This is a genomic window from Bradyrhizobium sp. GW821-FHT12B03 (genome assembly GCF_058807535.1).
In genome coordinates this window covers 105,763-116,974 of sequence record NZ_JBXAQU010000004.1, presented here as the reverse complement: position 1 = coordinate 116,974, position 11,212 = coordinate 105,763, and the positions used below count along the sequence as shown (strand labels likewise).

Below are 11,212 nucleotides of genomic sequence, written 5' to 3'. Positions count from 1 at the left end.
GAAAAAAGAAGGGCCGGCGATAGCGCCGGCCCTTCGTCGGGATAAGGTTTTGCTAACCGATCAGTAGCGCGCGACCACGGGGCTCGCCCAGTTGAAGCGGTAGTTGACGCCCGCCTTGAAGGTGTGGTCGTCGGTGGTGAAGTTGCCGGTGCCCGCCAGCGGGCCCGCGGTGAAGTGCGCGTCGCCGAAATTGTAGTACTGATACTCGGCCTTGGCCGACCAGTTCGGCGCGAACATGTATTCGAGGCCGGCGCCGACGGTGTAGCCGTTGCGGTGGTCGCCATCGATGATGAAGCCCGTCGGCACGCCGCCGACCGTCACCTTCTCGTTGTTGTCCGAATAGGCGTAGCCGCCCTTCACGTAGACGAGGCCCGGACCCCAGGTGTAGCCGACGCGGCCGGTGATCGAGCCGAGGCCGCGCTGGTCGTTGGTGTAGGCGATGCCGCCCGGGAACACCGCGCCGACGCTGCCGGAGAGCCAGGAATACTGGCCCTCGACGCCGACCACGAAGTTCGGGTTGAACTGCCAGTCGGCACCGACCTGCACGCCGCCGAGGAAGCGGCCGTTGCCGTTGTTGCCGGTCGAGAGGCCGTTGAAATTGTTGTCGCTGGAGAACGCGCCGCCGACATGGGCGCCGAGATAGAATCCCGTCCAGTTATAGATCGGCGCGGCATAGGCCGGTGCAGGCGTCTTGTAGTAGTTGCGGTTGCCGAGATCGGCGCCGACGGCCGGCGCAGCGGTGCCCACCACGAGCAGCGCGACGGTCGCAAACAGAATCTTCTTCATCGTCCAAACTCCAACACTTTGGTCCCCGGCAGGCGCGCTTTCCGCGCCGTCGTTGGTTTTGCAGATAGCTTGCTTTTGACGAAAATGCTGTCACATCCGTGGCACAGCGGCAGCCAACCTAACTTATTGGGTTGCAAATGATTTTCGTGCTTAATGGCGACTTAAGAAATGCTGAAGGAAGGCTTAACTTCGCGCCGTCCCGGCAACTTGCGTGCGGCTGTTGTTAACCAAGACGCCGCCGCGCCTCATCGCGCATCTGCGCGCGGAAGGCCGCGCGCTTTGCGGGCCGGTCTTCCTCGCGCACGTCGTGGCGATCGAAGATGTCGAACTTCTCCAGGATCGGATAACGCTCGCTCGCCATCGCGAGCACGCGCAGCACCTTGGTCGCGGACGGCGTCGGGCCGCTGACCTCCCAGCGCCGGATCGTGTCGGCGCCGCCCTTCTCCGGCAAGCCGCACAGCCTGGCCATGTCGGCCGCGGTGAGCTTGCGCCCGAGGGCATCGGAAAGGTCGGCGCGGAGTTGCTTCAGTTCGGGACCGGTCATGTCAATCGGGTTCAGGGCAGTTGAAGGCAATGCACTAGCGCTGATTCGGGTCCATCCGAAGGCAGCAAGCGCACGCCCCGTACTCCGGCACATTCGCCCGCGCACGGAGTTATGAACGGAGTGCCATGGAAATCCTCCGACAAATGAACAGATGGCACAACGGGCCCGCTATCGAAGGGATCAGCCATGACAACCGTCAAGCTCGCCATTGCCGCACTCATCACGACTGGACTGCTTGCTGCGCCCTTCGCGGCCGAGGCGAAGAAGTATCGGTCGAGCAGATATTACAGCACGCGCGTGGTGGCCCCGAACTATGGCGGCGCCGGATCGCCGGCGACGCAGCCCAAGGCGGCCTACGGGTCGTCCGGACAGACGGTCGGCACGGTCACGGCGCCGTCGATCGGATCGTATAATTGGCCGTCGGTCGGCGTCACCAACGCGGTTCCGACCTGGAGCAACACCACGCGATAGCGGCGCGAGCAGAAGCCGGTCAGCGCGGACCGGTCGCGAGGCCGGAAAGAAGATAGAGCGCGACCAGCAATGTCCCGACCGACAGCATCGTCGTGACCGAAACGGTGGCTGCAACGAGTTTCTCCTCGACCTTGTGCTCGTGGGCGAGAACGTACACGGTTTTCGCCGTCGGCACGGCTGCGCACACGACGGCGGCGACGGTGTAGAGCGGATTGAGGCCGGTGACCACGCAAAGCCCGTAGACGATTAGCGGCATCACCACCAGCTTCACCGCGGCGAGCGCGAACGATGCGGTGAGGTTCGACCGCAGGCCTTCGACCGACAGGCCGAGTCCGATGGCAAACAGCGCGCAGGGCGTCAGCGCGGCCGCGATCATGTTGAGATAGGCCGCAACCGGCGCCGGAATCGGCAGACCCGTGATCGCCCATGCGAGCCCAATCAGCGTCGACAGCACCATCGGATTGAGCAGGATCTGTTTCGCGAGGCCAGCGGCGTTTGCAGGCCCGCGCGCATCCCTTTCCAGCAGGATGACCGTGATCGGAAACATCACGGCGGCCACGAACACCGTCGCCACGGCGGCGGGCAGGACGGCGGGCTGGCCGTAGATCGCGTGCAGGATCGGAAGCGCCACGAAGCCGGTGTTGGTCATGGCCGCGGCCATGCCATGGATGGTGCTGCTGGCGAGATCATGCTTTCCGCCGGCGCGGGCCGCCACGAAGACCAGCGCGAAGCAGAGCAGGGAGCCGCCGCCGAACGCGAGCAGAAAACGCCATTCCAGCAGATTGCGTGCCGGCTCCTGGGCGATCGTGACGATCAGAAGCGCCGGCATCGCCACGTTGTAGGCGAAATGCACCAGCGCGTCCGCAAGCGCGCGCGAGAGATAGCCCGATACGCCGGCCAGCCAGCCGGTGACGATGATCGCGAATACGGGAAGAACGAGGCTGGCGACCTCCATCCGGCTTCCCCCTTTTGCCGAGCAACAACGCCATCCTAGACCGGCGAAGCACGCTCGTCACGGTTCAACCGGATCGCGCCGCCCCCATCGGGCGGTCTTCGAATTCAGGCACCCCTGCCGGTCTGTTGCCCGATCACGCAGCGCCATCCGGCCAGGCGTTCGGCCGGATGCTGGTTCATCCATTCGGCGAGTTGCGGCGCGCCGATCAGGCACGACTGCATCGAAACGTCGACGATGTCCGAGGTGGTGACGATCTGCTCGTGACAATTTGCCGGAGAGGCGAGGCTGCAGAGCACCGCGATGATCTTGATCATGACAGGTTTTCCACGTTGCCGCCGCCGACGGCGCGCCCGATCGTGGTCGTCTCGTGCAACTCGCTGACCGGATCAGCCGGAGGGAAGATGCTGTCATAGATCGCGCGTGCCTCCTGGATGAGGCGTAGTCGTTCGCGCTCGGATCGCGAGATAAATTGAATAACCTGGCCCATGTTTGGCTCCGAAGAGATTGGCAAGTCCATCATCAGATGATGGAAATCATTCCATTCGGATATGGGGTGCGGCCTTGTCCTTTGAAGCTGTGCGGGCGGTCACGGGGAATAAAAAGCGCGTGACCACGTCGTTGCTAGGGATGAACGATATCGGAGCGATGCGAGGTCAGTTGGGGCTGGCGTTGTCCGCAGAATTCCCAACAGTGAGAGGTGCTCAATTACCTCATATCGAGAACATTGTTCTCGGGAACGAATTTACAATGTTCTGTCTATATGAGAACAATGTCGCATGCAGAATCACGAACTCAAAGCAGCCCTCGGCGAAATCCAACTCAGTCAGACGGACTTCTCTCGTCTCCTGAGAGTGACACCTAGGGCAGTGACTCTCTGGCTTGCGGGGGAACGGGCCGTGCCTGGTCCAGTAGACGCCTACTTACGCTTGTTTCAGCTATTGCCGCCGAACTTGCGGCAAATCGAACTTAACCGACTGAAAGAGAAAGGAACTACAATGCGAGACGGTATGTATGGAATCACGTTCAGGGGCCAATACGCGACTGGCGATGGTGTCCTAGTTTTCGACAACGGTCGCATCTATGGAAGTGATAGCGCGGGCGTGAGCTATGACGGGGAATACATCTATGACGCCAGCGCCAACGCCGCCGACGTCAAGGTGAAGGTCACGTTCCCGCCCAATGTTCAAGCCGTCTTCGGTGTTTCGAATCCCTACGAATGGTCGTTCGACGTAACTACTAAGGTCAGCAGCGTTCAGAAGGCTGGCCCACTCTCACTCAAGTCCTCCTTAGGACAACCGATCGCGGCGAATTTCGTCTATCTGAGAGCTTTGCCAGACGCGGCCTAAGCGACGTTATTCGCGGCGGTTCTCCTTACGCCGCCGGCGCGCGCTCCTTGCGCCCCGGCACCGCCGCCAGCAGTTCGCGCGTATAGGCGTGCTCGGGCGCGGCGAACAGCTGCGCGGTCGGCTTCAGCTCGACGATGGCGCCGCGCTGCATCACCGCGATGCGGTCGCAGATCTGGGCGGCGACACGCAGATCGTGGGTGATGAACAGCATCGAGAGGCCGAGGCGCGCCTTGAGGTCTTCGAGCAGCCTCAACACCTGCGCCTGCACCGAGACGTCGAGCGCGGAGACGGCTTCGTCGGCCACGATGATCTCGGGCTCGAGCGCGAGTGCGCGGGCGATGCCGATGCGCTGGCGCTGGCCGCCGGAGAATTCATGCGGATAGCGTTCGAGTGCGCCGGCGTCCAGGCCGACCATCTTCAGGAGATCGCGGGCGCGGTCGAACGCCACCTTCGGATCGATGCCGGCCGCGATCGGGCCGTCGGCGATGATGTGGCCGATCTTGCGGCGCGGATTGAGCGAGGCGAACGGATCCTGGAAGATCATCTGGATGCGGTGGCGCTCGGTGCGCAACGCCCTGCCCGAGAGCGAGGTGAGATCGGTCTCGCCGATCCGCACCGTGCCGCGGTCGGCCTCGATCAGCCGCATCACGAGGCGCGCCACCGAGGACTTGCCGGAGCCGGATTCGCCGACGAGACCGAGCGTTTCGCCCTTGAGGATGTTGAAGTTGACTTGCCGCGCGGCATCGACGCGGCGGTCCTCGCGAAACCAGCCGCCCGACGTGACGTAGGTCTTGTCCAGCCCGATCACCTCGACGGCCCTGGCCTGGTCGTCGAGCGGCTGGCGCGCGGGTGGATCCATCGTCGGCACGGCGGCGAGCAGCGCCTTGGTGTAGTCGTGCTGCGGCTCGTTGAAGACGGAGCTCGCCGGGCCTTCCTCCACGACCTTGCCATGCCGGAGCACCACGACCTGGTCGGCAATGTCGGCGACCACGCCGAAATCATGGGTGATGAACATCACCGCCATGTTGCGGTTGCGCTGGAGGTTGCGGATCAGTTTCAGGATCTGCGCCTGCGTCGTGACGTCGAGCGCGGTGGTCGGCTCGTCCGCGACCAGCACCGCCGGCTCGAGCGCGAGCGCCATCGCGATCATGGCGCGCTGGCGCTGGCCGCCGGACAGCTGGTGCGGATAGGCGCGCACGATGCGCTCGGGGTCGGGCAGGCCGACCTCGCGCGCCAGCGCCAGCGCTCTTGCGCGCCGCTCCCTCGGCGTCAGCAGGCCGTGGGCCTCGAACATCTCCGCCATCTGGTCGCCGATCCGCATCAACGGATTGAGCGCGGTCATCGGCTCCTGGAAGATCATCGCCAGCCGGCGGCCGCGCAGGTCGCGCCAGCCATCGTCATCCAGCTTGAGCAGGTCGCGGCCTTCGAACTGGATCTCGCCCGACGTGACCGAGACCGTGTCGGGCAGAAGTCCCATCAGCGCATGCGCACACATCGACTTGCCGGAACCGGACTCGCCGACGACGCAGACGATCTTGCCGGGCCGCAGGTCGAGCGAGACGCCGTCGACGGCGAAGGGACGCTCGGCACCCCTGGGCAGCGCGATCCGCAGGTTTTTTATGGATACGGCGGGCGGCGCGGTCATCATCAGCGGCCCTCCCGCGACAGGCGCGGATTGAGCGCGTCGTTGAGGCCTTCGCCGATCAGGTTGAGCCCCAGCACCGAGATCAGGATGGCGACGCCGGGAAACACGGTGATCCACCAGGCCTGGCGGATCACCGTGCGGCCGGCACCGACCATGTAGCCCCAGGAGATCAGATTGGGATCGCCGAGCCCGAGGAAGGCCAGTGAGGATTCCAGGAGGATCGCGGTGGCCACCATCAGCGAGGCCAGCACGATCACCGGCGACAGCGCATTGGGCAGGATCTCGCGCAGGATGATCCAGGTGTTGCTCTGGCCGGTGACCACGGCGGCCTGGACATATTCACGCGTGCGCAGCGACAGCACCTCGCCACGCACGAGGCGGGCGACCGGCGGCCAGCTCACCACCGCGATCGAGGCCACGATCGAATAGATCGAGGGCTGCAGGATCGCGACCAGCACGATCGCGAGCGCGAAGCTCGGAATGGTCTGGAAGAATTCGGTGAAGCGCATCAGGGCGTCGTCGACCTTGCCGCCGAAATAGCCGGCCATGGCGCCGATCGGCACGCCGACGACCAGCGCGACCAGCGTCGAGACGAGGCCGACCAGCAGCGAGACGCGCGCGCCAAAGATCATGCCGGCGAACACGTCGCGGCCGAGCGCGTCGGTGCCGAGCGGCACGGTCGAGAGCGTGAAGGGCGGCAGGAACGGCCGCTGCACCATGCGCCAGGGTGAGTTCGGGAACAGCATCGGTCCGAACACCGCGATTCCGATCGCGAGCAGCAGGATGATGAGCCCGATGACGCCGCTCGGGCTCCTCAGCATCGATTTCCAGAATTGTTTCATGAGGCGAATTCGATGCGCGGATCGACCAGTCGATAGACGAGGTCGGTGATGAGGTTGAAGATCAGCACCATGGCGGAGCAGATCACGAAGACGCCGAGCAGGAGGTTGTAGTCTCGCTGCAGCAGCGCGTCGTACATCAGGCGTCCGATGCCGGGCCAGGCGAACACGGTCTCGGTGATGACGGCGCCGCCGATCAGCGTGCCGGAATGCACGCCGGCGAGCGTCACGACGGGCAGCAGCGCGTTGCGCAGCACGTGGCGGCGCTGGATCACGGCGTCGGAGAGACCCTTGGCGCGCGCCGTCTTGACGAAGTCGAGACGCTTCACCTCCAGCATCGAGGCGCGCGTCATGCGGGTATAGGTCGCCATGAAGAACAGGCCGAGCGTCATCGCCGGCATGATCAGGTGCTTTGCGACGTCGACCGCGTGGGCGAGGCCCGTGAGGTTGGCACCGACGGTGTCGTAGCCGAAGCTCGGCAGCCAATCGAAGGTGACCGAGAACAGGAGGATACCCATCAGCGCCACCCAGAAGATCGGCATGGCGTAGAAGATCAGGGCGAACACGGTGATGCCGGTGTCGAGGAAGGTTCCGGCGAAGCGTGCCGCGAAGGTGCCGAACAGGACCCCGAGCATCAGCGAGATCGCGAAGGCGGTCAGCGTCAGCAGCAGGGTCGCCGGCAGCCGTTCGCCGATCAGCTTGGCCACCGGCGCCTGCTGGCGGAAGGAGAAGCCGAGGTCGAGGGTGACGACACCCTTGACGTAGATGAAGAGCTGCTCGGGCAGCGGCTTGTCGAGGCCGAACTTTTCCCGGAGCTGCTTGACGAAGACCTGGTCGCTGGCGCCGGCTTCGCCCGCCATCACGACCGCGGGATCGCCGGGCGCCAGCCGGATCAGGAAGAAATTGAGGACGACGATCGCGAGCAGGACGATCACGCCCTTCACGACACGCTGAGCGACGAAGGAGAGCATCTAGACTTGCACGCCAGTTGGTTGAGACGGTCTCGCCGCGAGGAACACCTCTCCCCAGCGGGGAGAGGTCGCGCCGGAGGCGCGGGTGAGGGGGATCAGGTCCCACGAGAGAGCGCAACCCCTCACCCGGATCGTATCTGACGATGCGATCCGACCTCTCCCTATGGGAGAGGTCGGCACCGCCGATGCCTCAGCGTCTCGAGACGATTTCATCGTGGATCAGTTCGTACAATGGAACGACACCGCGGCGGACATTTGCCACGGTGTCGCATGCACCCCCTCACTTGTCGAGCCATGCGTCCTTGAAGCCGTCGTTGACGCCGATGCCGGTGGTGATCAGGTTCTTGACCTTGCAGCGCATGATGGTCGGGAATTGCAGCTCGAGCATCCAGGCCACCGGCACGTCCTCGACCAGGATCTTCTGCGCCTTCTCGTAGATCTCCTTGCGCTTGGAATCCGGCGTAGCGACCGCGCCGTCGGCGAACAGCTTGTCGATCTCCGGGTTGGAGTAACCCTCGACGTTGTTGAACACCTGTCCCTTCGCGATGTTGCTCGAGATGTAGTTGCGGCCGACTCCGAGCGCGGGATCGCCATACTGGTAGAGATAGGTGAAGGCGATGTCGTAGTCCCAGTCGCCGATCTTCTGGTTGCCGCCGGCAACGTCGGTGGCGATGGTCTCGATGTTGATGCCGACGTCCATGAGGTTCTGCTTCACGGCTTCACCCCAGCGCTGCCAGGTCTCGCCATAGGCAAGCGGCAGCAGACGGATCTTCTCGCCCTTGTAGCCCGCTTCCTTCAGCAGCGCCTTGGCCTTGGCCGGGTCGTACGGATATTTCTTCACGTCGTCGGTGTAATATTTGATGGTCGAGGCGGATGGTCCGGTCGCGACCTTGCCGAGCCCGTTCCAGATCACGTCCTTGGCGAAGTCGCGGTCGATCGCGTACATGACCGCCTGCCGCACGCGCTTGTCGGCGAGCGGACCTTGGCGGTTGTTGAGCCACAGCCAGGCCAGCGGCGAAAAGAACTCCCAGCCGGCGCCGGTGACGCAAGTATCCTTCAGCTTCGACAGGCGCGGCACGTCAAAGTTCTCGACCGAGCCGCCAGGCAGCACGTCGACCTTGCCGGTCTCATACGCCACCGAGCGCGCCGCGGCGTCGGGAATGATCTGCCAGTAGATCTCGTCGAGATAGGGTTTGCCCTTCTCGTAGTAATTCGGATTTTTCACCAGCCGGATGAACGAGCCCTTCTGCCATTCCTTGAACATGAACGGGCCGGTGCCCACCGGCGCGTTGTTGTAAGGGTTGGTCTTCCAGTCGGTACCTTCATAGAGATGCTTCGGCACCATCGGCATCGAGCCGACCTCGAAGATGCCGAGGAACGGGCCGAATGGCTGCTTCAGCGTGAAGACCACGGTATGGTCGTCGGGCGCCTCGACCTTGTCGACCTGCGCCAGGTTGGTGCGAGCACGGGCGTGCGTCTGCTTCAGCATCTCGATCGAGAACAGCACGTCCGCCGAGGTGAAGGGCTTGCCGTCATGCCAGGTGACGCCCTTCCTGAGCTTGAATGTGTAGGTCTTGGCGTCCTCGCCGACGCTCCAGCTCTCGGCGAGTTCCGGAAGCGGCTCGAGCTTGGGGCTGTAGCGCAGCAGCCCTTCGAAGATGTTGCCCGACACCATCTGGGTCGGACCGTTCTGGATCATCGCCAGCATCAGGCCGGGCGGCTCGGGCTGGATCACGGCATTGATCACACCCCCGGTTTTCGGCTCTTGCGCCAGTGCCGAGGCCGTGAGGCCGCAAGCCAGGAGGAGACCAAGCAACACTCGTTTTGGCATGTCGTATCTTTCTCAAGCGAGACCAGCCGTAGACGCTTCGCACGTCATGGCGCGCAAAGCTACGGCCGGCCCATCCCAGTCCCCATCCGGTATCGAGGCTCACACAGTCCCATTCGGCGCCGCAAGATGAAAGTCTCGACAGTGTTCGCACAAAAAATGTACAGCGCGTCCTGTTTTCACTTGATTCATTCTCCTGTCACGGAGACAAGTCCGCCATGGACAATGCCACGCGCTCCGAACGGTCACGCAACGCTGCGCTCGAGGCGGCGACCAGGATCATTGCGCGCGACGGGCCCGGCCGGCTGACGCTCGATGCCATCGCGCGCGAGAGCGGTCTCAGCAAGGGCGGCGTCATGCACCAGTTCCGCACCAAGGAGGCCGTGCTCAAGGCGCTCCTGGAGCGGCAGATGGATCATTTCGAGGAGTTCTCGACCCGTTATATGGCGAAGGTCAGCGAGACCTCGGCCAATCCCAATCTGGCGACGCAGCTTGCCACCGTACGGGAAGCCGCCACATCGCCGAATTCCGCCGCGCTGGCGCTGGTCGCGGCCATGGTCGAGAATCCCGGCCTGATGGTGCTGCCGCGCGAGCGCGAGCTGAAGAGGGTGGAGGCGATCAAGGCGGAGGCCGCCGATCCCGAGCTCGCGCTGTTGCGTTGGGCCGCGGCGCGGGGGCTGTTGTTGAGCTCGCTGTTCGGCATGTCGCCGCTCGGCAAGGACGAGCACCAGCGGCTGTTTGCGCGTCTGCTCGATGACGATCAGTGGCGTCCGCTCGAAAGGCCGGCCAAATCCCTCACGGCCAAATCCCTCACGACCAAGGCCCGCTCGGACAAGTCCGGCCCAGCGGCAAAGGCCGCGACTCCGCGCAAACGCGCCTGATTCATCGTTAACGGTCTCCTGCCGATCGCTGCCCAAAACCGCGCCTGCGGCCAAATGTGTCAGGGCGTCATTTCGGGACTTTACAAACCAACTGGTCGGTTTTATAAATGGAAACACTGAGACGGCCCAAGGCATCTGAAATGGCCCCGGATGATGCCTTGGGTCGGCAATGGTGAGCGCCGCAGTCGCGTCTGGTCCCAAACGCGGCTGCGGTCCCCCATCGCCTGTCCTGAAAGCCGCTAGAGGAGTCTGGAATGGATCGCTCGATCGCCCTGCGCGGTCTGGGAACGCTGGTGCTTTGCGCGGCCGCGGCCGGCTGTGCCTCGGTTGCACCCGTGCCCTACGCGGAGATGGCATCCTCGGCCTACATGGCCCCGGACAAGTCGGACCCCTCCGGCCGCGTGCCCTACCGCTATTCCACGCCGGTCGACTGGCGCGCGTACAATAAAGTGATCCTCGATCCCGTCGTGGTCTATCGCGGCAAGGATCATCAGTTCAGCGACATGTCCGCGAAGGACAAGGCGACGCTCGCCGCCTATATGCAGAACTCTTTCGCCGAACGGCTGCGCGGCCGTTTCGCGCTGGTGCGCGAGCGCGGGCCGAACACGCTGCGGATCAGGCTGACTCTCACCGGCGCCGTCACCAACACGCCGGTGCTCGGCACGCTCTCCCGCTTCGACGTCGCCGGTGCGGTCTACAACGGCGTGCAGGCCGCGCGCGACGGCGAGGGGACGATGACCGGCTCGGTCATCTACGGCGTCGAGATCTTCGACGCCGCAACCTCGCGCCTGCTCTCGGCCTACGTCACCAAGCAATACCCCGCCGCCTACGACATCAAGGCCAGCGTCGGCGCGCTCGCGGCGGCCACCGCCGGCCTCGACAAGGGCGCCGACGCGCTGGTGGCGCAACTGAACTGACGCGGCAACCCGCGCAACGAAAGGCATCG

General features: G+C 64.2%; 13 protein-coding genes. 4 read left to right on the top strand and 9 right to left on the bottom strand.

Going from position 1 to position 11,212, the window contains the following annotated elements; translation table 11 throughout:
* Nucleotides 1–60: 60 nt before the first annotated feature.
* Nucleotides 61–786, bottom strand: coding sequence for an outer membrane protein (locus AC1RUR_RS10120; RefSeq protein WP_492843371.1), 726 nt, complete (start codon nucleotides 784–786; stop codon nucleotides 61–63).
* Nucleotides 787–1,009: 223 nt separating this feature from the next.
* Nucleotides 1,010–1,330 (bottom strand): hypothetical protein, encoded by a 321-nt coding sequence (locus AC1RUR_RS10115; RefSeq protein WP_492843369.1) that lies wholly within the window; start codon nucleotides 1,328–1,330, stop codon nucleotides 1,010–1,012.
* A gap of 186 nt (nucleotides 1,331–1,516) precedes the next feature.
* On the opposite strand from AC1RUR_RS10115, the gene AC1RUR_RS10110 reads away from it, so the two are divergent.
* Nucleotides 1,517–1,801 carry a hypothetical protein gene (locus AC1RUR_RS10110; protein ID WP_492843367.1) on the top strand — a complete coding sequence of 95 codons (285 nt, stop codon included), beginning with the start codon at nucleotides 1,517–1,519 and terminating at the stop codon, nucleotides 1,799–1,801.
* A gap of 19 nt (nucleotides 1,802–1,820) precedes the next feature.
* Here AC1RUR_RS10110 and AC1RUR_RS10105 read toward each other — a convergent pair whose 3' ends face one another.
* From AC1RUR_RS10105 to AC1RUR_RS10095, 3 genes are all read right to left on the bottom strand, one after another.
* Nucleotides 1,821–2,756 carry an AEC family transporter gene (locus AC1RUR_RS10105; RefSeq protein WP_492843365.1) on the bottom strand — a complete coding sequence of 312 codons (936 nt, stop codon included), beginning with the start codon at nucleotides 2,754–2,756 and terminating at the stop codon, nucleotides 1,821–1,823.
* Nucleotides 2,757–2,860: 104 nt separating this feature from the next.
* On the bottom strand, nucleotides 2,861–3,070 hold the full coding sequence (locus tag AC1RUR_RS10100; RefSeq protein ID WP_492843363.1) for a hypothetical protein: 210 nt from the start codon (nucleotides 3,068–3,070) through the stop codon (nucleotides 2,861–2,863).
* Entirely contained in the window at nucleotides 3,067–3,243 is a 177-nt protein-coding gene (locus AC1RUR_RS10095) for a hypothetical protein (protein ID WP_492843361.1), read from the bottom strand. Before AC1RUR_RS10095 ends, AC1RUR_RS10100 begins: the two co-directional genes overlap by 4 nt.
* Before the next feature lie 508 nt (nucleotides 3,244–3,751).
* Between AC1RUR_RS10095 and AC1RUR_RS10090 the strand changes: the two genes are divergently transcribed.
* Nucleotides 3,752–4,102: a hypothetical protein gene (locus AC1RUR_RS10090; RefSeq protein WP_492843359.1), complete on the top strand. Its 351-nt coding sequence runs from the start codon at nucleotides 3,752–3,754 to the stop codon at nucleotides 4,100–4,102.
* 25 nt (nucleotides 4,103–4,127) lie between these two features.
* On the opposite strand, the gene AC1RUR_RS10085 is transcribed toward AC1RUR_RS10090, so the two are convergent.
* The 4 genes from AC1RUR_RS10085 to AC1RUR_RS10070 form a co-directional block, all read right to left on the bottom strand.
* A complete protein-coding gene (locus tag AC1RUR_RS10085) occupies nucleotides 4,128–5,747 on the bottom strand; it encodes an ABC transporter ATP-binding protein (protein WP_492843890.1) in 1,620 nt (539 codons plus the stop codon).
* A 2-nt stretch (nucleotides 5,748–5,749) separates the two neighbouring features.
* On the bottom strand, nucleotides 5,750–6,589 hold the full coding sequence (locus AC1RUR_RS10080) for an ABC transporter permease (protein WP_025575214.1): 840 nt from the start codon (nucleotides 6,587–6,589) through the stop codon (nucleotides 5,750–5,752).
* Nucleotides 6,586–7,557, bottom strand: coding sequence for an ABC transporter permease (locus tag AC1RUR_RS10075; protein WP_492843357.1), 972 nt, complete (start codon nucleotides 7,555–7,557; stop codon nucleotides 6,586–6,588). The genes AC1RUR_RS10080 and AC1RUR_RS10075 overlap by 4 nt, the downstream gene beginning before the upstream one ends.
* 280 nt (nucleotides 7,558–7,837) lie before the next feature.
* Nucleotides 7,838–9,388, bottom strand: a complete 1,551-nt coding sequence (locus AC1RUR_RS10070) for an ABC transporter substrate-binding protein (protein WP_492843355.1) — start codon at nucleotides 9,386–9,388, stop codon at nucleotides 7,838–7,840.
* 215 nt (nucleotides 9,389–9,603) lie between these two features.
* Between AC1RUR_RS10070 and AC1RUR_RS10065 the strand changes: the two genes are divergently transcribed.
* Both AC1RUR_RS10065 and AC1RUR_RS10060 read left to right on the top strand, forming a co-directional pair.
* Nucleotides 9,604–10,266, top strand: coding sequence for a TetR/AcrR family transcriptional regulator (locus AC1RUR_RS10065; RefSeq protein ID WP_492843353.1), 663 nt, complete (start codon nucleotides 9,604–9,606; stop codon nucleotides 10,264–10,266).
* A gap of 254 nt (nucleotides 10,267–10,520) precedes the next feature.
* Nucleotides 10,521–11,183 (top strand): DUF3313 domain-containing protein, encoded by a 663-nt coding sequence (locus AC1RUR_RS10060; protein ID WP_492843351.1) that lies wholly within the window; start codon nucleotides 10,521–10,523, stop codon nucleotides 11,181–11,183.
* The last annotated feature ends 29 nt before the right edge of the window (nucleotides 11,184–11,212 follow it).